The organism is Candidatus Latescibacterota bacterium (assembly GCA_020633725.1).
Lineage (GTDB): Bacteria > Krumholzibacteriota > Krumholzibacteriia > JACNKJ01 > JACNKJ01 > VGXI01.
In genome coordinates this window covers 154,092-176,270 of record JACKDC010000005.1, presented here as the reverse complement: position 1 = coordinate 176,270, position 22,179 = coordinate 154,092, and the positions used below count along the sequence as shown (strand labels likewise).

General features: G+C 71.7%; 12 protein-coding genes. 3 read left to right on the top strand and 9 right to left on the bottom strand.

Annotated elements, in window-relative coordinates; all coding sequences use genetic code 11:
* Positions 1–19 precede the first annotated feature (19 nt).
* The gene (locus tag H6693_11770; GenBank protein ID MCB9516862.1) at positions 20–4,147 is read right to left on the bottom strand and encodes a T9SS type A sorting domain-containing protein; all 4,128 of its coding nucleotides are present in this window, start codon (positions 4,145–4,147) and stop codon (positions 20–22) included.
* Between the two features lie 183 nt (positions 4,148–4,330).
* Positions 4,331–5,233: an HNH endonuclease gene (locus H6693_11765; GenBank protein ID MCB9516861.1), complete on the bottom strand. Its 903-nt coding sequence runs from the start codon at positions 5,231–5,233 to the stop codon at positions 4,331–4,333.
* Positions 5,234–5,668: 435 nt separating this feature from the next.
* On the opposite strand from H6693_11765, the gene H6693_11760 reads away from it, so the two are divergent.
* From H6693_11760 to H6693_11750, 3 genes are read left to right on the top strand one after another with little or no spacing between them, the layout of a single operon-like run.
* On the top strand, positions 5,669–6,925 hold the full coding sequence (locus H6693_11760; protein ID MCB9516860.1) for an efflux RND transporter periplasmic adaptor subunit: 1,257 nt from the start codon (positions 5,669–5,671) through the stop codon (positions 6,923–6,925).
* Entirely contained in the window at positions 6,922–10,158 is a 3,237-nt protein-coding gene (locus tag H6693_11755) for an efflux RND transporter permease subunit (GenBank protein MCB9516859.1), read from the top strand. The genes H6693_11760 and H6693_11755 overlap by 4 nt, the downstream gene beginning before the upstream one ends.
* A gap of 1 nt (position 10,159) precedes the next feature.
* Positions 10,160–13,288 (top strand): efflux RND transporter permease subunit, encoded by a 3,129-nt coding sequence (locus tag H6693_11750; GenBank protein MCB9516858.1) that lies wholly within the window; start codon positions 10,160–10,162, stop codon positions 13,286–13,288.
* Here H6693_11750 and H6693_11745 read toward each other — a convergent pair.
* The 7 genes from H6693_11745 to cydB form a co-directional block, all read right to left on the bottom strand.
* Complete coding sequence (locus H6693_11745; GenBank protein ID MCB9516857.1) at positions 13,285–16,071, bottom strand: hypothetical protein; 2,787 nt, start codon at positions 16,069–16,071, stop codon at positions 13,285–13,287. The genes H6693_11750 and H6693_11745 overlap by 4 nt on opposite strands.
* 68 nt (positions 16,072–16,139) lie before the next feature.
* Positions 16,140–18,689, bottom strand: coding sequence for a glycosyl hydrolase (locus H6693_11740; protein MCB9516856.1), 2,550 nt, complete (start codon positions 18,687–18,689; stop codon positions 16,140–16,142).
* Between the two features lie 63 nt (positions 18,690–18,752).
* Complete coding sequence (locus H6693_11735) at positions 18,753–19,217, bottom strand: DUF1579 family protein (GenBank protein ID MCB9516855.1); 465 nt, start codon at positions 19,215–19,217, stop codon at positions 18,753–18,755.
* A 5-nt stretch (positions 19,218–19,222) separates the two neighbouring features.
* Complete coding sequence (locus H6693_11730; GenBank protein MCB9516854.1) at positions 19,223–20,122, bottom strand: DMT family transporter; 900 nt, start codon at positions 20,120–20,122, stop codon at positions 19,223–19,225.
* A gap of 59 nt (positions 20,123–20,181) precedes the next feature.
* Positions 20,182–20,709 carry a GNAT family N-acetyltransferase gene (locus tag H6693_11725; protein ID MCB9516853.1) on the bottom strand — a complete coding sequence of 176 codons (528 nt, stop codon included), beginning with the start codon at positions 20,707–20,709 and terminating at the stop codon, positions 20,182–20,184.
* A gap of 7 nt (positions 20,710–20,716) precedes the next feature.
* Entirely contained in the window at positions 20,717–21,130 is a 414-nt protein-coding gene (locus tag H6693_11720) for a hypothetical protein (GenBank protein MCB9516852.1), read from the bottom strand.
* Positions 21,130–22,179, bottom strand: a complete 1,050-nt coding sequence (cydB, locus tag H6693_11715) for a cytochrome d ubiquinol oxidase subunit II (protein MCB9516851.1) — start codon at positions 22,177–22,179, stop codon at positions 21,130–21,132. Before cydB ends, H6693_11720 begins: the two co-directional genes overlap by 1 nt.

Genomic DNA, 22,179 nt, shown 5'->3' with positions numbered 1-22,179 from the left:
GAGAGGACACGCGATCGCGTCACTTCAGAAGCAGCATCTTCCGCGTCAGCACCTCGTCCCCCACCTTCAGGCGGGCGAAGTAGACGCCGCTCGTGGCCTGCGCGCCGCTCGCCTCACGGCCCTGCCATTCCACCACGTGCGGTCCCGCGATCAGGGTGCCGTCGACGAGCGTCGCCACCCGGCGGCCCTTCACGTCGTAGACCGCGAGTTCGACCTGGGCCGTGGCCGGCAGCTCGAAGCGGATCGAGGTCTTCGGGTTGAAGGGGTTCGGGAAGTTGCCGCGCAGTGCGACCTGGGTGGGCAGCGTCACGGGCGCCTCCTCGACGGGCGTCAGTCCGCCGCCGATGAGCCAGACCACGGCGTTCTCGAGAAGCTGAACGCGCTTCGCCGCGTCCATCGACGCATAGCACCAGCCGAACATGACGAAGTCGCCATCCTCGGGCGTGGCGTCGCGGTCGCAGACGATGATGCTCGCATCGGTGGGATAGCTGGTCCAGGCGCCGATGCGCTCCGCGTCGGCCGTCACCACGAGGGCGTCCTGATCGCCGTATCCGGAGTAGCTGACGGTGATCGGCCCCGTGATGGCGTTGGGGAAGCTCATCACCGGATGGTTGGCGTCGTAGACGGTCACGCTGCCGCTGCTGTCGTGGTTCCAGTTTGCCACGTGCAGCACGGCCTGGGCCCAGGCGCTGTCCTGGTAGTCCCAGTCGTAGCCCACCTCGCCGCCTTCCACCAGCAGCTTGCCGCCGGCCTGCACGAAGCTCAGAAGCGCCGCGCGGAAGGTGGCGTTGTCCAGCGTCGTGGTGTTGTTGCCGCTGCAGGTCATGATGAAATCGTAGTCGAACCAGGTGGACGGGTTGCTGGACATGGTCTCGACGATCACCGTGTAGCCAAGGCCCTCCAGGTCGCCCTGCAGGGTGGCGATGTCCTTGGGCGCGTCCTCGTAGCCCGCCTCGATCACGTTGCCGGCCAGGTCGAGCTTGGCCTCGTGCCAGGTGGACTTGGCGCCGTCGTCGATGATCAGGATGTTGCCGACCGTCTCCTCGAGCACGAAGTCACGGGTCACCGCGGGCGCGTCCACGGTGATGGTCGCGCTCTCCGGGATGTGCCCGCTCGCGCGCACCGTCACGTCCCAGTCGAAGTAGGGCAGCGCGCCGCTGGCGTAGGCGCCGGTGGTCGGGCTGCTGCTCAGCTCCTCGTAGAGCTCGCCGGTGTCGCTGCGGAAGATCCGCACGGTCGCGCCGAGGGGCGCGCCGCTGCCCGCCTCGGTGATCGTGCCCGTGAGCAGGCCGCTCGGCGCCGGCAGCAGGTCGACGTCGTGCACGTTCGGCCCGTAGCCGACGAAGAGGGCCTCGCTGAAGGGCTCGAAGCCGAAGAGCGTCACCGTGAGCGTGTAGTCGGCGACGAGGATGTCCTCGCCCATGTCGTAGTCGCCCGAGGCGTTGCAGACGGCCTCGAAGGCCGGCTGCGCGCCGCCGTCCCAGCCCTGGACCAGCGCGCCCGCCGCGGGGCTGCCGTCGGCGTCCACGTGGCCGGTCAGGGTGCCGAAGGCCTCGATGATGGGGAAGGTCGCCTCGACGCAGTCGTAGCCCACCTGCGCGAAGACGCCGCGCACGCTGCCCAGCGCGTTCGGCGTGAGGGTCAGGGCGTCCGCCGTGCTCATGAGCCCGGGCTCGTCGTTGACGTAGGCCCACAGCTCGTGCGCCGGCAGCGCGCCGCCGAAGGGCTTGTAGGCCTCGAGCGTGCCCGGCAGGTTGAGCGGGAAGGCGCCGTTCAGACCGATGTCCGTGTTCACGCGCAGCGCGATGCCGCTCTGGGCCAGCGCGTTGACGGGCAGCGCCTGCCGGAAGAGCAGGTAGGTCTCGGCGGGGTCCTGCCCGCAGATGTCCAGGCTCGGGCCGTAGGGGTAGTCCAGGCTGAGGACGCAGGTGCCGTCCACGCCGGTGGTGGAATGCGCGGTGGCGTAGCCGATGCCGTCGGCCCAGACCTCGATGCCGGGCTTGGGCGTCACGCCGTCGGCCTCGTAGACGCCCACCGTCACGTCGGTGGGCACGCCCGCGTCGATCGTCGCCGGATCGAAGACGATCGTCGCCGGTACGGCGATGTTCACGGTCTCCACGTGCGGCACTTTGTTCTGGGCCATCACGATGCACTCGGCCGTGCCCGGCGTCAGCAGCTCCCAGATCTCCATGTCCAGCGTGCCGGTCGCGTCCACGGTGCCCGCGCCCTTGAGCACGCCGTTCTGGCTGAGCGCGCAGTAGCTGTTCGGGAGCGCGCTGATGGACATCGAGGCGCTGGTCGTGAACAGCGTGGCGTCGTGGCTGACGGGGTTCGTGCCCGGCGTGCCGATCCAGGTGCTGAGGCTCGGGTCGCCCATGAGGTTGTAGATCGTCCAGTAGTAGCTGATCAGGTTGCTGCCGGCCTCGGTCACGGCCAGGTTGCCGGTGTAGATCAGCGCGTCGTTGGTGACGTACCACTGGGTCATGGCCTCGCCATGGTCATGGAAGAGGCCGTCGTAGGCGCCGATCTCGTGAGTCTCGTAGGTGGGGTTGGCCACGATCGAGCCGTAGCCCACGCCCCACCAGTAGTCCTCGTCCCAGTAGGTCGAGTTGCTGCCGCCGATGTAGCCGATCGCGCCCTTGTCCGCGACGCGCAGCCAGGTCTCCGCGAAGCACTCCGCCACCTCGTAGCTGCTCGTGAGGCAGCAGTTGCCGACGGCGAGGCAGTACTTCCCGGAGTTCTGCAGGCTGTTGATGTTCGACTGCGTGAAGGACGGGTCCGACCAGCTCGTCGTGCTGCCGTGCGCCGTGTAGTTCACGTAGCTCACGCCGTTGCTCACGTCCTGCACGATGTCGGCGGCATGGCTGCCGGAGTTCGGGTACAGGTAGGTGTGGCTGAGAATGTTGTGCGCCGCGTTGAAGTAGTAGGTCGTCCCGTAGTTGATCTGGCCATTGGCCCAGGTCGACCCGAAGCTGCCGTCCATGCCCGCGATCATGACCACCTCGTCGAGGTAGCTGGGATCCGGCATGGCGTACTGGTCGTACATCAGGGTCTTGTCGAGGATGTTCTGCAGCTGCGTCGGGTTCGTCGCGCTGAAGCGACCGTAGTAGATGTCGGGGTAGAGGTCCCCGTCCACCGCGCAGTAGGGCCGGTCGGTCACGTCGCCGCCCTCGGTGAAGGTCGGCATCTGCGCGATGTCGCCCACGAAGATCACGAAACTGGGCGCCGGCAGCTCCGGCGTCGCGTTGTTGTAGAGCCCGTGGATGTAGTCGCGGATCTGCTCCTTGGTGCTGCCCACCTCGGGAGTGCCGGTTACCGCGAGGATCGTCTTGAAGCCGCGGCGCTCCTTCCACGCGACGAAGTCCGCCAGCTGATTCTCGAACTCGGGCGGCGTGACGACGACGAGGGTCACCAGATCGCGGACGTGATCGGGATAGCTGTCGTGCAGACCGCGCACGCCTTCGATGCGCTCGTAGACCGGGGTGAAAAAGGGGCTACGGGTGAGGGCCTTGAGACGGGCCTCGGCCACGGGATCCCCCCCCGCGAAGTCCACCGTGAACTCCACGCTCTCGGCCACGCGCAGGCTCCCCCCCTCCGGCGAGTAGCTCACCGGGGAGATCTCGAGACGTCCCACGTGCACGCCGCGGAGCTGACCGCAATCCACCACACGCACCAGATCGCGCGCCACGGGATCGACGCGGTAGGCGTCGGCATCGTAAGCGAAGGGCGCCATGGCCGGATCCATGCTCTTGGAGACGCTGGCCTGCGCCGGCAGCAGCGGATCGCCGAAGCCGCTGGCGGCCAGGTCCACCGTGCGCTCGCGGACGTCGATCCCGCTGACCTGCGCCCGGGCGCCGAAGGGGATCTCGATCAGCCGGTTGACGAGCGGCAGCGCGGGGGCGCCCACGTCCTGGCTGTGGTAGTAGCCGGGAATCTCGAGCCGGGTGAAGGCGCCCTGGGGCGTCATCACGCGTTCGGCGGCGAGCCCGTCGAGGCTGAGCCTATAGTGGTAGGCATCGCCCACCCGGGAGAGCAGTTCCAGTCGGGTGGCGTCCTCGCCGAGCGGCAGGCGCGTGGCGTCGGCCAGCACCGGCAGGGCCAGGAGGAGAACTAGCAGGCCTGCGGCCAGTCCCTTCACGGTCTTCATCATCACAGTGTCCTTTCGAGGGTTACCCGAGATGCCCACGACGGGGCAGGTGCATCCGCCTCAGTATAGCAGGAGTACCGGACCCGGTTGAATGAAAACTTGCCGTGTGGGGCTGCGCACGCGCACAGCTCCGCCCCGCCCGGCGACCCCGTGTCGCCGGGCTTTTTCGTGCGGCGGCGTCAGTCAGGGCGAGCCGCGCGCGCTCGCCCCGGCGACGACCGCCCGCGCGAGGCCCCGCTCGTGATGGAGCTGATGGCACGCGCTGCAGAGCGTGATCAGGTTACTCGGGTCGTTCGTGCCGCCGTTTGCGCGGGGCTTCCGGTGGTGTACTTCGAGGAAGCGCGTGCTCGTGCAGCCCGGCCCCTGGCAGCGGTGGCCGTCGCGGGCGAGGATCGTCCGCCGCAGTGCCGGCGTGAGCGTGCGCGGCAGGTCGCCCCCGGGGGCGGGCAGTTCGCCGCGGCTGGTGACGTAGGCCTGCGCCCCGCAGTCCGGACAGCGGCGAATGATCACGGTGGCGGCCTGCTTCACCCGCCCCCGGGGGCGGGTGGCGAGCGCTGCGAGCACCAGTTCTTCCCTCGGGTCGAGCTGCCCGTCCTTGCGCAGCTGCTCGATCAGCGCTTCCCAGCGCGCGTGCTGCTCCGGCGTGAAGTTCAGCGTGATGCGCAGCGGCGCGGCGGCCTCGGCCTCCTCGCGGCGCGCTTCGGGGTCGCCCGCGGCGAACAGCGCCGGGGGATCCTGGCGCTTCCTCGGCGGCCGCGGCCGACTCGCCTTCACCTTCCGCTCGAGCGCGCGGCGGCCGAGGCGCTTGGCATCGCTCAACCAGAGGGTCTCGTTCGCGGGAGTCGCCACCGAGACGAGCTCCCGCGCCTTGGTCCAGGGCAACTCGCCGGCCTCGACGGCACGCCGCGTCTCCGGTAGCCGCTCCAGGGCGCCTGCCATGCGCACGAAGGCCGAGAGCTTGCGCTCGGAGAAGCCCAGCGCCTCTCGCCCGTAGGCATGGATCGAGGAATAGCCCAGCTCGCGGTAGAGCTGATCTTCCATGATAGAAGCGAAGGAGAGCAGCGCGCCCTTCTCGAGGCGCTGCAATCGCTGAAGTTCAGTCGTCAGAGCCCGGTGCAGTCGCCGGGCGCGGTCGGCTCGAGTCTCCATGTTGAAAGTCCCAGGAAAGTGCAGCGGGAGGCTTGCGTGGGATACCAATGTATAGTATCATATGAAGGCCGTCAAGGGCGGCACGAGAGATAGTCGAGAGAATCTTCCCGCGGCAGCCCCACCCGCCCCCGGGGGCGAGCGAGACCAGGAGGTCCGATAGCGCCAGACACGCGCCGCCGCTGAACAACCCGCCCCCGGGGGCGGGCGCACGCCGAGCCACGGGTCCGCAGATCGTCGAAGCCGCGGGGCGATGTAACCAAGACCGGCCTGCGCGGCTCCAAGGAGTCGAGGCGTAACCGTTCACGACAAGGACCGTACGCCAGCGACCTGTCCAGCTCGCCGCCACTCCCCGTTCGAGCCGAGGAGGCCACCATGCAGCGGATCTCCGGATCCACCGCCGACTCTCGCCCCCTGAGTCTGTTCGTCATTCTCGCGATCTTCCTGCTCGCCGCGAGCCACGGCTTCTCGGGCTGCGCGAAGAGCAACGGCGACACGTCGGCCGACGCAGGGCAGGCCGCCGACAGCACGGCCGTCGCCGACAGCAGCCAGGCCGACAGCAGCAAGAGCCAGGGCAAGTCCGGCGGACTGCTGGCGCGCTTCCGTCACGGGGACGACAAGGACAAGAAGGAGGACGAGGAGCCGCGGATTCCCGTCGAGCTCGCGGAGGTGACGCGCGACGACGTGCCCAGCTATCTCGGCGCGACGGCCTCGCTCGAGCCCGAGAAGCAGGTGGACGTCCAGTCGAAGGCCGCGGGCCAGATCCAGAGCCTCCGGGCCGAGGAGGGCGACTGGGTCATCGCCGGACAGCTGCTCGCCCAGCTCGACGGCGAGGCGGAGGCGGTGGCGCTGAAGGAGGCCACCCTCCGCGCCGAGGCCCGGGAGCGGGAGTTCAAGCGCGGTGAGGCGCTGCACGACGAGCAGGGCATCAGCAACAAGGAACTGCAGGACCTTCGCTTCCAGTGGGAAGAGGCGGAGGCGCAGCGCAAGGCGGCGGAGATCGGCGTGGCGAACACGCGGATTCTGGCGCCCTTCGGAGGGCGGATCGTCGAGCGGCGGGTGGATCCGGGGCAGCATCTGACCGCGGGCACGACCCTCTACCGGCTCGTGGACAGCGACCCGCTCCTGGCGCAGATCTACCTGCCCGAGAAGCAGGCCATGCGCATCGCGCCCGGTCAGGCCGTGGTCGTCGCGCCCGACACCCAGCCCGAGCTCGAGCTGCCGGGCGAGGTGCTGCGGGTGGCGCCGATCGTCGACACCCGCACGGGCACGGTGAAGATCACCTGCCGCATCGCGGGCCAGGAGGGCGTGCTGCGCCCGGGATCCTTCGTGCGGGTCAAGGTGCAGACGGACATGCATCGCGACGTCCTCGTCATCCCCAAGCGGGCGCTCGTGCCCGAGGGGGGCGAGACCTATGTCTTCAAGGCCGTGGCCGACAGCGTGATCAAGGTCAGCGTCCGCACGGGCTTCGCGAACGGACGCAACGTGGAGGTGCTCGAAGGGCTCGACCTGGGTGAGCGCGTGGTGAGCGTCGGTACGGGGAGCCTGCGGCCCGGGACCAAGATCAAGGACCTGGGCGCCGAGGGCAGCGCGCTGGCCGACTCGACCCCCGCCGAGGACGACGCGTCATGAAGATCGTCACCGGCTCCATGCGGCGGCCGGTGACGGTGTTCATGATCACCGTCGCGGCCCTGCTCTTCGGCTTCGTCTCGCTGACGCGGCTGCCGCTCAACCTGCTGCCCGACATCTCCTACCCCACGCTCACCCTCCAGACCGAGTACGCCGATGCGGCGCCGGCCGAGGTGGAGAAGCTCATCACCGAGCCCCTCGAGGAGGCGGTGTCGGTGATCCAGGGTCTGCGCAGCCTGCGTTCCGTCTCGCGGCCCGGCGTGTCGGAGATCACGCTGGAGTTCGGCTGGAAGACGGCCATGGACTTCGCCTCGCTCGACGTCCGCGAGAAGGTCGACATGGTGCGGCTGCCCGAGGACGCCAGCAGCCCCGTCCTCCTGCGCTACGACCCCAACCTCGATCCCATCCTGCGCCTGGGCCTCTACGGCGAGCACGATCTGGTCACGCTGCGCCACCTCGCCGACCGCCTCCTGAAGAAGGACCTCGAGTCGCTGGAGGGCGTGGCGTCGGTGCGCGTGCAGGGCGGTCTCGAGGAGGAGATCCAGGTCGAGGTGGACGAAGACCGCCTCGCCGCGCTGGGCCTGCCCATCAGCGCCGTCTCCACCTTCCTCGGCGACCAGAACCTGAACACCGCCGGCGGCCGTCTGCGCGACCGCGACGCCGAGTTCCTCGTGCGCACCCTCAACGAGTTCGAGGACGAGGGCGACGTGGCCCGCACCATCGTCTACGAGGACGGCGACCGCCGCGTCACGCTGGACGACGTGGCCACGGTCACGCGCGGCTACAAGGAGCGCGAGGTCGTCTCCCACGTGCGGGGACAGGAGGCCGTGGAGCTGAGCCTCTTCAAGGAGGGCAGCGCCAACACCGTGCAGGTGGCGCAGACCGTCAAGCGGCGCCTCGAGCGGCTGCGCGGTGAGTTGCCGGAGGGCACGGACCTGGTGGTGCTGGCCGACCAGAGCACCTTCATCGAGCAGTCGCTGCGCGAGGTGCGCAGCAACGCCGTGATCGGCGGCCTGCTGGCCGTGCTCGTCCTCTACCTGTTCCTCAAGAACCGGCGCAGCACCTTCGTCATCGCCACGGTGATCCCGGTGTCCGTGCTCGGCACCTTCTTCGTGATGCAGCAGCTCGGCATCTCGCTCAACATCATGAGCCTGGGCGGGCTGGCCCTCGGCGTGGGCATGCTGGTGGACAACGCGATCGTGGTGCTGGAGGCCATCAGCCGGCGGCGCGGCGAGGGCGCGAGCCTCTGGGACGCGACGCGCGAAGGCGCCACGGAGGTCTCGCGCGCGGTCACGGCCTCCACGCTGACGACGGTGGCCGTGTTCCTGCCCATCATCTTCGTGGAGGGGATCGCGGGACAGATCTTCCGCGACCAGGCGCTGACGGTGGCGGCCTCGCTGCTCGTCTCGCTGGTGGCGGCGCTGACGCTGATCCCCGTGCTCTCGAGCCTGGGCGGCCGACCGGCGGGCATCGCCCTGCCCGAAGAGCCGGAGGCGGTGCCGACGCCCCGGCCCGTCCGCCCCCGGGGGCGGGTCCGCCGCGTCCTGACCTGGCCGGCGCGGCCCGTGGGCTGGCTGCTGCGCTGGGTCGGACGCGCGCTCTTCGCCCTGCTGCCCGGGCTGCTGCTCCGCGTGGGCCGCTGGGTGGGCGCTGGCCTGAGCCGCCTGCTGGGCTGGATCTTCTGGCCGCTGCAGCGCATCTTCGACGCGGGCTGGGAGCGCCTCGACCGCGCCTACCCGCGCCTGCTCGAGACCGCGCTTGCCCATCGCGCCGCGACGCTCGCCGTCGCCGTGCTGCTCGCGGCGGCGGCGCTGCTCTGCCTGCCCTTCCTCGGCCTCGAGCTGGTGCCCCCCTTCGCGCAGGGACAGTTCGCCTTCGATCTGGAGTTCCCCGCCGGCACGCCGCTGGCGCGCGCCGAGGACAAGCTCGGCGAGATCGAGGACGCGCTGAAGGACGATCCGCGCATCGACGTCCTCTACGCCAGCGCCGGCGACAACCCCAGCCTGGGCGGAGCGCGCAGCGAACGCCGCGAGAACGTCGCGCAGCTCGGCATCACCGTGACCGACGCCGGCGATCGCGCGGGCGAGGCGGCGCTCATCGACCGCTGTCGCCAGATCCTCTCGGGCTACCCCGAGATCCGCTACAGCTTCCGCCGGCCCAGCTACTTCAGCTTCCAGACGCCCATCGAGGTGCAGGTCTACAGCTACGATCTGGACGGCCTCGCCGCCTACTCCGACCGCCTCGCCGTGGCCATGGCGCAGATCCCCGGCCTGCGCGACGTGAAGAGCAGCCTGGAGCAGGGCAACCCCGAGGTGCAGGTGCACTTCGAGCGCGACCGCCTGGCCAGCCTCGGCCTCGACATGGACACGGTGAGCCGCACGCTGCGCGGCAAGATCCGCGGCGACGTGGCCACGCGGCTCAAGGAGGAGGACCGCCAGGTGGACGTCCGCGTGCGCCGCGCCGCGGCCCAGGAGATGAACGTCGCCGAGATCGGCGGCCTGGTGGTGGGACAGGTGGAGGGGCGCCCGATCCCGCTCGCCACGGTGGCCGACGTGAACGTGGGCACGGGACCGGCGCAGATCGTCCACGTGGGGCAGCAGCGCGCCGCGGTGATCGGCGCGAACCTCGCGGGGCGCGACCTCGGCAGCGCCACGCGGGCCATCGAAAAGCTGCTGGGCGACATGCCCCCGCCGCCCAGCATGGCGGCCACCCTGGGCGGACAGAATCGCGAGCTGTCCACGTCCTTCCGCAGCCTGATGCTCGCGGTGACGCTGGCCATCTTCATGGTCTACCTGGTCATGGCCAGCCAGTTCGAGAGCTTCCTCCACCCCTTCGTGATCCTGATGACGGTGCCGCTGGGCCTGGTCGGCGTGGTCTTCGCGCTGCTGGCCACGCACACGGCGGTGAGCATCGTCGTGCTGATCGGCGCGGTCATGCTCACGGGCATCGTGGTGAACAACGCCATCGTGCTCGTGGACTTCGTCAATCAGCGGCGCCGCGAGGGTGTGCCAAAGCGCAGGGCGCTGGTGGAGGCGGGCGCCGCGCGGCTGCGGCCCATCCTCATGACCACGCTGACCACGGTGCTGGGCCTGGCGCCCATGGCCCTGGGGCTCGGCGAAGGCGCGGAGATCCGCGCCCCCATGGCCGTGGCCGTGATCGGCGGACTGAGCCTGGCGACCCTGCTGACGCTCGTGGTCATCCCGGTGACCTACGACCTGCTGGACCGGAAGGCCTGAGATGAGCCTGTCGGACTTCAGCCTGCGCCGTCCCGTGACCGTGCTCGTCACCCTGGCCGCCGTGGTGGTGCTGGGCGCCGTGAGCCTCACGCGCCTCAAGCTGGACTTCCTGCCCAAGGTGGACTGGCCCTTCGTGGGCGTGCAGATCCCCTACCCCAACGCCGTGCCGGCGCAGGTGGAGCGCGAGATCGCGCGCCCGGTCGAAGAGGTCATGGCCACCCTGGGCGACGTGAAGGAGCTGCGCTCGTTCTCCGGCCGCGACGGCGCCTTCGTCGGCGTGCAGTTCGACTTCGGGCGCGACGTGGACGTCCTGCGCCTCGAGGTCAAGGAGCGCATGGAGCAGGTGCGCCCGCTGCTGCCGGACGACGTGGAGGACTACTTCATCTTCACCTTCAACACCACGGACATCCCGGTGATGGAGGGCCGCATCAGCGCGCCGGGCCGCGATCTCGCCGGCTCCTACGAGCTGCTGGAGCGGCGGATCATCGCGCCGCTGCAGCGCATCGAGGGCGTGGGGCGGGTGCAGGTGGACGGCATCAGCCCCAAGGACGTCACCATCTACCTGCTGCTGGACAAGATCGTGGCGCACAGCGTGGACATCGGCGCGCTCTTCCGCACGCTCAACGCCAGCAACGTGGACCTCTCCCTCGGCCGGGTGATGGACGGGCGGCAGCGCGTCACCGTGCGCAGCCTGGGGCAGTTCCGCAACCTCGACGAGATCCGCGCCCTGCCCGTGGGCGAGGCGGGCGTGCGGCTCGACGACATCGCCGAGATCGTCTACGCCGAGCCGGCGCCCAACTACTACCGGCATCTGAACGGCGAGCCGGCCATCGCCTTCGAGATCCAGAAGGCCAGCGGCGCGAACATCGTGGAGGTGACGCGCCGCGTCCGCCAGGTGCTGCGGCAGATCCAGGACGACCCCACGCTCGAGGGCATCGACGTGGTGGTGTGGTTCGACCAGGGCGAGAACATCCTCGCCAGCCTGAAGGGCCTGCTGATGTCGGGGCTCATCGGTTCGCTGATGGCCGTGGGCATCCTGCTGGTCTTCCTGCGCCGGCTGCGCACCACGCTGGTCGCCGCCGTGGCGATTCCCGTCTCGGTGATCGCCACCTGCGCCTTCCTCTACCTGAGCCACCGCAGCCTGAACATCCTCACCATGATGGGCCTGATGCTCGCGGTGGGCATGCTGGTGGACAACGCCATCGTGGTGCTGGAGGCGATCTACCGCCGGCGCGAGAAGGGCGAGGACGCCCTGACCGCCGCCCGCGAAGGCAGCCGCGAGGTGGCCCTTGCGGTGGTGGCGAGCACGCTGACCTCGGTGATCGTCTTCGCCCCCATCGTGCTGACCAAGAACTCGGAGATCACGCTGTGGCTGTCCGAGGTGGGCATGACGATCTCCGTCACGCTCATCTTTTCCCTGCTCATCTGCCTCACGGTGGTGCCCCTGCTCATCTCGCGGGTGCGCGCGGGCGGCAGCCGCGGGGAGTTCGCCTTCCTGCGCTGGCTTCGCGAGCGCTACCTGAGCGTGCTGCGCTGGACGGCCCTGCGGCACCGCCGCGCCACCGTGACGCTGCTGGTCGGCGTCGTGGCGCTCACGCTGCTCGTCGCCAAGGTCACGGGCTTCGGGCCGGCGGACATGGACGAAGGCGGCGGCGTCAAGCGCGACCACGTGCAGTTCGAGGTGGAGTACAGCGACAACACCAATCTCTACCGCGTGGAGGAGTACGTCGCCGCGCTGGAGGACTACCTGGTGGCGCGCCGCGACAGCATGGACCTGAAGGCCGTCTACACCTTCTTCGACGACAACTACACGGTCTTCCGCCTCTACTTCGCGGACGGCGTGCAGGTGACTCCGGACCGCATCGGCGACCTGCGGGCCCAGCTGCGCGAGAACCTGCCGGTGCTCGCCGGCGCGAAGTACCGCTTCCGTGGCGACGAGGACGTCGGCCAGGGCGCGCAGCTCATCTCGGCGACGCTCTTCGGCGAGGACTCCGACCTGCTGGCCTCGCTCTCCACGGAGGTCATCCGCCGCCTGGAGCTCATCGACGGCCTGCACGACGTGGACACCAACCGCGAGTCCGGCCGCGACGAGGTGCGCGTCATCCTGGACCGCGCGCTGGCGGCGCGCTACGGCGTCAGCCCGCGGCAGCTCAGCGAGGTGCTGGGCCTGACCTTCCGGGGCGTGGGCCTGCGCAAGTTCCAGGGCGAGGACCGCGAGGTGGACATGGGCATCGTCCTCGAGCCCAGCGATCGCCGCAACGTCGAGAACCTGATGCGGCTGCCGGTGACGATGCAGGACGGCCGGGCCGTCCTCCTCGGCCAGGTGGCCCGCTTCGAGATCGGCCGCGGGCCGGCGCAGATCATGCGCGAGCGCCAGAAGACCGCGCTCACCGTGAGCGCCTCCTACGAGGGCGACGACTACGACGGCGCCATGAAGCAGGTCCGCGCCGTGATGAACTCCCTCGACCTGCCCAGCGGCTACAGCTGGTCCGAGGGTCGCCGCCTTCGCGAGCAGCGCGAGCAGCGCAACGACATGGGCGTGAACACGCTGCTGGCGCTGGCCTGCGTCTACTTCGTCATGGCCGCGCTCTTCGAGTCCTTCCTGCACCCGCTCGTGATCATGCTCTGCATCCCCTTCGCGGTGCTCGGCGTGTTCTGGACGCTCATGCTGACCCGCACGCCGCTCAACCTGTTCGCGATGATCGGCATGGTGATCCTCGTGGGGATCGTGGTGAACAACGGGATCGTGCTGCTGGATCACATCGGCGCGCTGAGGCGGCGGGGCCTCAGCCGTGAGGAGGCCATCGTCGAGGGCTGCCGCGACCGCTTCCGGCCGATCCTCATGACGGCCTCCACCACCGTCCTCGGCCTGCTGCCCCTGGCGCTGGGCCGCGCGTCGGTGGCGGACGCGTACTACTTCCCGCTCGCGCGCGCGGTCATGGGCGGCCTGGCGGCGAGCACCCTGCTCACGCTGGTGGTGCTGCCCACCTTCTACGTCCTGGCGGAGAACAACGTGCGCGCGCTGCGCCGCGCCCTCGCCTGGGGCCGCGGCACGGGGCCCCTGCCCTGGCGACGTCCCGTCGGCGGCGGTGGCGAGTCGCCCGCCCCGGGGCTCGGGCGGCGCGACTAGTCCTGCAGGACGGGCGGCCTGGGCCGCGTCCCCAGCCCGGGACCCAGCAACAGCGCATTGTCCAGCAGCCGCAGCGTGCCGCGGAAGGCGCCGCGGTAGGCCGGGTTGCCGAGGAAGGCGATCACCTGGCCGTCCCCCACGCGCTCCTGACTCAGATAGACGGTCTCCGCCCAGCGCCAGCGCGCCTCCGGCCAGAGCACCCCGGCCAGGCGCAGGCTGGGCGGCGGGGCGAAGCGGCCCACCACCGATTCCGGCGCCAGGCTGAGCAGGGCGAGGTCCGTGTTCACCATGGCGGGCACGCGGTCCCCCACGCCGGCGCTCAGCCAGTGGCGTGCGTTCAGGTCGACGCGCAGGATCGCGCCCCCGGGGGCGAAGCGGCGCAGCCAGGCGTCGTACTCGGGGGTTGTGGTGGCGATGCTCGCCGCCGGTAGGGGCGCGCGGCGCACCGCCGTGCTGTCCCCTGCGCGGAGCGCGGCGCCGTCCACGCGCAGCGCGTCGAGCGTGGCGAGACGCCGGCCGGCGTCGAGCAGGCTGTCCACCTGGTCCAGCACCTGGCGACGCGGGCGCAGCGCGCCCAGCGCGTCGCCCCAGGGGGCCTCGTCGGGGGGCGGAAAGAGCAGGCCCGTGCCTTCGCCGGTGGCGATGAGCGTCCCGCCGCGCCGCACCCAGGCCTCGAGGCGCGTCCAGCCCGCGCCGCCCAGGCGGCCGCGCAGCGACGCGCCGCGGCCGTTCCCGGCGTCCGGGACGAGGATCACCGTGTAGCGATCGAGATCGGCCGTGTCGAGCTGATCGAAGTCCAGCCGCGTGACGGCGAGGCCCAGGTCGCGCTCGAGGTGCTGCCAGAGCGCGCCGAAGGACGTCGCGTAGAAGGGCGAGCCGGCCAGCAGCGCCACCCGGGGCGATCCGAGCCGGCGCCACGTCGAGCTGCCGAGATCGGGGCCCGAGGTCGAGAGCGCCTGGTCCACCCCCACGAACTCCGCGCCGGTGGCGCGGGCGATCGCCGCGAGCCGCTCGCCGAGCGCCGCGCCGTTGCCCCGCCTGGGCAGGTAGACGGTCCCCGCCGGCCACTCCTGCCCGTCGCGCGCGAAGGCCTCCTGGCTGGCCAGGGCGTGGACCCTCTCGCCCAGCAGGGCGGCGAGCGCGTCGATCGCGCCCGGGCTGTCCGGCCGCAGCAGAAAGCCCAGCGGGGCGTCGTCGCCCGAGACGCCCCCGGGGGCGGCCTCGGCGAGGGGCTCCGACGGCAGCTCGGCACGGCGCGAGGAGCGGTAGACGTCCACGCCGCCCGCCAGTGCCGGCGACCAGGCGGCCGCCTCGTAGAGCAGCGTGCCACCGCCCCGCTCGAGGCTGCGGCGCTCCCGCGTGAGGAAGCTGTCGGGCAGCGACGGATCCAGCTCGAGCACCGCCGCGGCGAGCCGTCCCTCGGGCTGGTCCAGGTCCACCACATAGCTGCCCGCCGGGAAGGCGCGGCCGCCGCGCCGCTCGCCCCACGCGTCCACCGCGTCGTCGAGCCGCAGGGGCGCGCGGGTCCGGTCCACGCGGATGCCCTGAGCGGTGAGGCGCTCGGCGAGATCGCGCGCCGCCTCGGGCCGCCGCGAGGCGTCGACGAGGTAGAGGCGCGTGCCGTCGGTGGCGACGCCCTTCCAGGCGCGGCGCGACGCGCGCTGGTCGGCCGCCAGGGCCTCGGCGCTGTCGGCGGCGGTCCTGAGCAGCGTCCAGGCCACGGTGAACTGCCGCGCCACGGTGTCGGGGTAGTCCATGATCTGGCCGTCGGGACGCAGGATGGCCCCGCCGTCGCTGCTCGCCTGCTCGGCGAGGATCGCCACGGTCCCCAGGTGCAGCGGCCACGAGCCGCCGCGATTGGGGCTGAACTCCTCGTTCCAGTCGCCGGTCACGCAGGGCCAGCCGCGGCGGCCGAAGGCCTGGGCCACGGCGTCGCCGAGGGTCTGCCACCAGCCGCGGGTGGCCGCGGGCAGGTGCGGGTTGTCGGGTTCGCGCGGGGGCGAGAAGAGCGTGGTGGCGCTGCTGGCCATCTCGTGCAGGTCGACGCTCATCGCCGGATACCAGTCGAGGAAGAGCGCCACGCGTCCGCGCGTCTCGGGCTGGGAGAGGGTGAACCAGTCGCGGTTGAGATCCTGCAGGTAGTGGTTGCCGCGGGCGGGGGGCCACTCGCCGCGGTGGCCGAGGTCCTGGTCGTCGAGCACCGGCGACGGCCCACCCCAGGCGCGCCAGCGGGCCATGAAGCGCGCGCGGCCGTCGGGGTTCTGCAGCGGATCGATGAGGACGATCGCCCGCTCGAGCAGGCCGGCCGTCGCCCGGCCACGGTCGGCGGCGAGCAGCGCGAGCAGGCCGAGCGCGGCGTCGGCGCCCGACGTCTCGTCGCCGTGCACGCTGGCGCCGATCCACAGCACCAGCGGCAGGTCGTCGCCCGTGTCGGCCCCACGCATGCGCGCCACGTGGGCCGCGCGAAGCGTCTCCAGGCGCGCGATGTTCTCCGGACTGCTCACCGCCGCGCAGACCAGGGGACGTCCCTCCCAGGTCTGGCCGTAGTGGAGCAGCGAGACGCGCGGCGAGGCGCTGGCGAGCCGCTGGCAAGCCGCGAGGATCGCGTCGCCGTCGGCGGGGCGCTCGCCCCAGGGGAAGCCCAGCAGCGCGTCCAGGCGCGGCAGCGAGGGATCGAGGTCCAGCGGCCCGGCGAGGGTCTCGAGCTGGAGCGCCGGCGGCTGGGCACGGACGGGCAGGACCAGGGCGAGGAGGAGCAGGAGCGGCAGGAGCCGGCGGATCATGGGCGCTCGCTTTCGACGGGGGCGCCCGAGTCTAGCGGCCCGGGCGTCCCGTCACAAGCGCGAGAAGGCTAGCGGAGGAGCACCAGCTTGCGGGCGCTGTCGCCGGCGGGCTGGCTGAGCCGCGCGAGATAGACGCCGCTGGGCAGGGCGTGGCCGGCGTCGTCGCGGCCGTCCCAGCGCAGTGTCCGCTCGCCGGCCGGGAGGCGTTCGTCGAGCAGCACGCGCAGGGTGCGGCCCTGGACGTCCACGATGCTCACGCGCACCGGCGTCGGCGTCTCCACCGCCAGGCGCAGCGTGGTCTGCGGGTTGAAGGGGTTGGGCTGCGCCTCCAGGAGGCGCGCGGTGGGCGCGGCCTCGGCGACGGCGGTGAGGTCGTCCAGCGCGAGGCGGAACATGGAGCGCCCGTGCGTGCCCGCCACCAGCGTGCGCGTGGGCTGGTGCAGCACGAGGTCGAGCACCGGCGCGCGGGGCAGGCCCGTGGCCAGCACCTGCCAGGCGCCGCCGGGCTGCAGGCTGGTGTAGGCGCCGACGTCCGTCCCCACGAAGACCCGGCTCGGCTGATCGGGATCCACCACGATCACGTTGACGGGCATCTGCGGCAGGTCGCCGGTGACGTCCTGCCAGGAGCCGCCCTGGTCGCCGCTGCGGAAGACGTGCCCCGTCTCCTCCCAGCGCAGACCCGAGTAGGTGACGTAGAGCACCTGCGTGTCGCTCGGATCCACGGCCACGCGCGTGACCCAGCGGCGCGGCAGCGTGGCGTCCACGGGCTGCCAGGCACCGCCGCCGTTGGCGGTGAGCCAGACGCGGCCGTCGTCGGTGCCCGCCAAGATCAGGTCGGGATCGCCGGGCGCCACGGCCAGCGTGGTGATCGTGCCGAAGCCGCCGCCGTGATTGCCGTCGGTGAGGTCCCCGCTGATGGCGGTCCAGGAGCCGGCGGCGTTGGTGCTACGATACACGCGATAGGTGCCGTAGTAGAGCCGCTGGTGGTCGGAGGGATCCATGACCACGGGCGTCGACCAGTTCGTGCGATCGCCGCTGTTGATGCCGCTGGTGGCGCCGCTGAAGCTGCCGCCGCCGTTGGTGGACTTGCCGAAGTAGCCGTACTGCGACTCCGCGTAGAGCACGTTGGAGTTGGTGGGGTCCACGAGGCAGTAGAAGCCGTCGCCGCCGTAGATGTCGGACCAGTCGTCGAGGGCGCCGGTGGCGGTGCGCAGGGTGCCGTCGTCCTGGGTGCCGCCCATCAGCCGCTCGGGGTTCTGGTAGTCGACCGCGATGGCGTAGAACTGGCTCGTGGGCTGGTCGTAGAGCTTGCTCCAGGTGCTGCCGCCGTTGTTCGAGCGGTAGAGGCCGCCGTCGTTGCCCTCGTAGGCGCGGCCGGGCGACGACGGCGCGAAGGCCAGCGCGTGGTGGTCCACGTGCATGTTGCTGCCCGTCTGGCTCCAGCTCGAGCCGCCCGTGCTGCTGCGGTAGGCGTAGAGGCCCAGCGCGATCACGTTGTTCGGGTTGGACGGATCCACGCGGATGTTCCCGAACCACCAGCCGTAGCTGCTGTACATGCCGCTCAGCGCGCCGTCGTTGGTGGCGGTCCAGGTGTCGCCGCCGTCGGTGCTCTTGTAGACGCCCTGGAAGTAGGCGCTGGCGTCCGCGTAGATCGCGTAGAGCACGTTCGGCTGGCTGGCGCAGACGGTGACGCCGATGCGGCCCACGTCGCTGCCGCTGGGCAGGCCCACCGTGAGCTCCTGCCAGCTGTCGCCGCCGTCCTCGCTCCGCCAGAGGCCGCTGCTGGGTCCGCCCGAGCGGCGGTAGGTGAGGCCGCGCATGCGCTCCCACATGGCGGCGTAGAGCACCTGCGGGTTCTGCGGATTGATCGCGAGATCGGTGCAGGCGGTGGAGTCCGTGAGGGCGAAGACGCGCTCCCAGTCTGCGCCGCCGTTCAGGCTGCGGTACACGCCCCGCTCGGGGTTGGGCTCGAAGAGCGCGCCGGTGGCGGCCACGTAGACGCGATTGCCGTCGGCGGGATCCACCACGATGCGCGCGATGTAGCGCGTCGCCTCCAGGCCCAGCGACTGCCAGCTCCCGCCCGCGTCCACCGACTTGAAGACGCCGAGGCCGAAGAAGCTCAGGCTCGCCGCGTTCGCCTCGCCCGTGCCCGCGTAGATCACGTCGGGGTCGCTCGGATCCAGGGCCACCGCGCCCACGGGCAGCGCGGCCTCCTGGTCGAAGATCGGCGACCAGCTCGTGCCCCCGTCCGGCGTGACGAAGATGCCGCCGCTGGCCATGGCCGCGTAGGCGAGATCGGGGTTCGTGGGATGGACGGCGATGTCCGTCACGCGCCCGCCCACGTTGGTGGGCCCGGCCTGCGTCCAGGTCGAGCGGTTCATCAGCGCGCCGCCGGCCTCCTTGGCCGCCGCCTGGGCCATGCCACGCGCCAGCGCGTCCTGGCTCAGCGTGACGCCGGGGTAGGCGCGCTGCATCCAGAACCAGTCGTTGGGCTCGCGGCTGGGTTCGTGCTCCGCTGTTCCCACGGGTGTTCCCACGGGGCGCGCACCGCGCACGAGGGGCAGCAGGACGAGCAGGCAGAGGGCGATCGCGGCGAGGCTGAGCAGGCTGCGGCGCATGGGTCGTCTCCCGGCGGCTGGGGTCGGTCCCATTGTACCCCGTTTGACGGCCCCGCGGCCAGCCTAGCGCCGGAAGCGGTAGCGGGCCTCGAAGAGCCGCTTCCAGTCCTTGCCGTCCGGCGACATCTCCATGGACGAACCGAGCGTGCCCTCCTCCGACCGGTCGTAGGTCAGGCGCACGTGCATGTGGGGCCCGCCGTGGCTGTGGACGAGCACGTCGCCGTCGAAGCGCCCCGTGAAGACCTCCGGCGGCGAGCCGAGGGAATCGAACCAGTGCAGGGTGTAGAGGTCGGCCTTGGGGTCGTAGGTCATCACGCTGTGGCCGCGAAAGGTGACCCGTCCCTCTCGCTCCTGGGTGTAGTCGCCGATCAGCGCGAAACCACCGAGAGCGAGTCGGCTCTCCGTGCGACCCTGCGCGGTGCCGCCGGCGGGATCCCACTGGGACGGGAACATGGTCTCCTCCCCCTCCCACACGCCGGCGAGGCGCTCGAGCAGTCGGTGGCCGGGAGCGGGTGTCGGCATCTGCATGGGCATCATCCTCCGTCGTTGGCGGTCAGGGTGGCGGGCTCGGGAGCGACGGCGACCGCGCCCGGGGCGGCGCGGCGCTCGAGAATCACGAGGGCGATTCCGCCCAGGATGGCCAGGGACGCCAGCGCGAGCCGCAGGCCGAGCGGCTCTCCCAGCAGGAGCACGCCGCCCAGGCCCGCGATCACGGGCACGCTGAGCTGGACGGTGGCCGCCTGGGTGGCCTTCAGCGCGGGCAGCGCCAGGTACCAGATCGTGTAGCCGAGACCCGAGGCGAGGGCGCCCGACGCCACGGCCAGCAGGGCGCCGCGGGGCGTCACCGCGAGCTGCCGCCAGAAGGGCAGGACCAGCGCCAGGGCGAACGGCGTCGCGCGCAGGAAGTTGCCGGCCGTGGTGCCGACGGGATTGGTCGCGCGGCGACCCCGCAGGGAGTAGACGCCCCAGGCCACGCCGGCGCCCAGCATGAGGACCGCTCCCACGAGGGGCGGCGCGCTGAGACCGGGCAGGAGCAGCCCGATCAGCCCGCCCAGCGCGAGCAGCACGCCGAACCACTGCCAGCGGCCCATCCGCTCGCCGGCGGAGATGCCGTGACCGATCATCGTCGCCTGAACGGCGCCGAAGAGCAGGAGCGCTCCCGTCGCGGCGGGGAGGCTCAGGTAGGCGAAGGAGAAGCAGGCGGCGTACGCGAAGAGCGCCAGGGCCGACCGCCAGCTGCCGGGCGCGCGGTCACGGCCGCGGCGCAGGCGGGAGAGCAGGGCCAGCATCACGGCGCCGGAGGCCAGCCTGAGGGCCGTGAAGGCGGCGGCGTCGATCGAGGCTCCGCGCAGTGCGGCGCGGCAGAGCAGGGAGTTGCTCGCGAAGGCGACCATGGTGATGGCGGTGAGCAGCAGGGCGCGAGGGTAGGACATCGACTCCTCCACGGGCCTTCGGCGCCCGCCCCGGGGCGGAACGCGAGTCCCGAAAGCGGTCAGCCGATGGTCACGTCGGAAAGCCGGGGCCAGCCGTAGGCGACCTCCACGAGCTCCTCTCCCCCGATCGTCAAGGGCTGTTCGCCCACCACCACGCCACCCATGTGCGCGTAGAAGCCCCGGGTCGGGTTGTCCCGCAGCACCCAGAGGGCCATCGATCGGTGCGTGTCGTCCCGCAGGGCCTCGACGGCCGCCGCGAAGAGGCGACGTCCGTGGCCGCGGCCCTGCAGGTGGCGGAGAAGATACAGGGCGTAGATCTCGCCGTCAAAGTCCTTCAGGTCGCCGCGGGTGGGTCCCGCGGAGACGAAGCCCTGCACCTGGCCACCCGGCGCCAGCACGAAGGTCCGGCCCGCGGGGGCCGCGAGCGACCGCACCCAGACCTGCTCGGAGCGCTCGGTGGACAGCTGCGCCAGGTGTGCCGCCGGCACGATGCCGGCGTAGGTCTCGCGCCAGGCCTGCACATGAACCCGCGCGATGCCGGGGATGTCCGCGGGCGTCGCCCCGCGCAGCGGCGATGTCTCCCCCACGTCGGCCTCAGCCGGGCCGGCGCATCAGCGCCAGGAGGCCCGAGGCCGCCACGCCGTAGAGCAGGAAGTCCGCCAGCACCACGGCGACGGTGAGCGCCTGCAGCGGCGTGGCCTCCAGGCGGAGACGTCCCCCCAGGGCGGAGAGCAGGAGCGCCAGCGCGAAGAGCAGGAGGCCCATGAGGACGCCCGCCGCGCCGGTCGAGCGCCGCGCGAGCAGCGGCAGACGGAGCAGCGATCCCCCCGCGGCGCCGAGCAGCGCGCCGAGCACCAGCACTTCCAGCAGGCCCGCCGCGCTCAGGTTCAGGGGCGCGCCCACGGCCCAGGCCACCGCCGCCATGGCGATGCGGCCGAAGAGGCCCAGGATCGTCGCGCCGGCGATGGCGCCCGCGCCCAGGGCCGTCCAGCGGTCGCTGCTGCGCATCAGCGCTCCTCCTCCGCCACCGGCGCCGCGCTCACCTTGCCGCGGTGCAGCCGGAAGACCATCGCGATGTAGACCAGCGCCAGCGCGAGCCCCGCGGGCCACCAGCCGAGCGCGGCGGTCAGCGAGTCGCGACTCGCGGCGCTGGCCGCGGCGTCCAGGGAGAGCGTGGCGTCGCCGGCGGCGCGGATCAGCACCGGGTAGAGCGACGCCGCCGTCGCCCCCAGCACGCCGAGCAGGAAGGCGGCCGAGCCCAGGAAGGCGGTGAGGTCGCGGCCCGCGCGGCGCGCAAGGCCGCTCAGCGCGAGTCCCACGAGCAGCAGGGCTCCGGCCAGCCAGGCCAGGGGGCGGGACGTCACCGCCGCGCGCAGCGCGGGGTTGAGGGAGAAGGTCGCCACCGTGCCGAGCAACCAGAGCGGCAGCAGCGCCGGAAAGAGGCCCGCGGCGGCGCGGCGGCTGCGGCGCTGGACGTCCCCGTCCGTCTTCCACGCGAGGAAGAGCGCGCCATGGTGGGCGAGCGCGACCAGGGCCAGGACGCCCGCCAGCACGGTGTACCAGTCCAGGATTCCCAGCTCGCCCCGGGGCGAGAAGGAGGCGAAGAGCGTGAGGGCGAACCAGCCGTCCGCCGCGAGGGGGACGCCGCGGAGCAGGTTGCCCAGCGCCGCGCCGAAGAGCACCGGCAGCAGCGTGGAGGCCAGCGCGAAGATCGCGTCCCAGAGGCTGCGCCACATGCCGTCCGCCAGATGGGAGCGGAACTCGATGGCGATCCCGCGCAGGATCAGCAGCCAGAGCACCAGCATGATGGCCAGGTAGAAGCCGCTCAGCCCGGCCGCCAGCACGCGCGGAAAGGCGAGGAAGAGCACGCCGCCGGCGGCGAGCAGCCAGACCTCGTTGCCGTCCCAGAAGGGGCCGATGGCCGCGAGCACCTGGCGGCGTTCCGCGTCGCGCCGCGCGATCCAGAGGTGCAGCGCGCCGGCGCCGAAGTCGAAGCCGTCCATGACCACGTAGATGGCCAGGGTCATCGCGGCGATGCCATACCAGAGCGCTTCCAT